The sequence below is a fragment of the Staphylococcus sp. HMSC077D08 genome (assembly GCF_001837945.1).
Classification (GTDB): domain Bacteria; phylum Bacillota; class Bacilli; order Staphylococcales; family Staphylococcaceae; genus Staphylococcus; species Staphylococcus epidermidis.
In genome coordinates, this window is record NZ_KV834825.1 from 1 (window position 1) to 262 (window position 262).

Genomic DNA, 262 nt, shown 5'->3' on the forward strand with positions numbered 1-262 from the left:
AGATAAGTATATAACTAAGTCCAAGATACTTAATTTAATGGGGTACGAGTATAATTCATCTAATGAAAGATGGTTAAGAAATGCTATAAGCAAGTTGATTGATGATTATAGTTATCCTATAGGATGTAGCTATAAAAAACATGAACGCGGTTATTACATCATTACTACCGATGAAGAAAAGCAGCAAGCAATGGAAAGTATTAAAAGATTAGCAGACGGTAGTATGAAACGTTATGAGGCTTTAAAACGTATTAAATTATAA

At 30.2% G+C, this 262-nt stretch carries 1 protein-coding gene; it reads left to right on the forward strand.

The window, feature by feature from the left end; translation table 11 throughout:
* Nucleotides 1–262 (forward strand): pathogenicity island protein (locus HMPREF2663_RS10730; protein ID WP_070846398.1); only part of this gene is annotated, 262 nt, incomplete at its 5' end.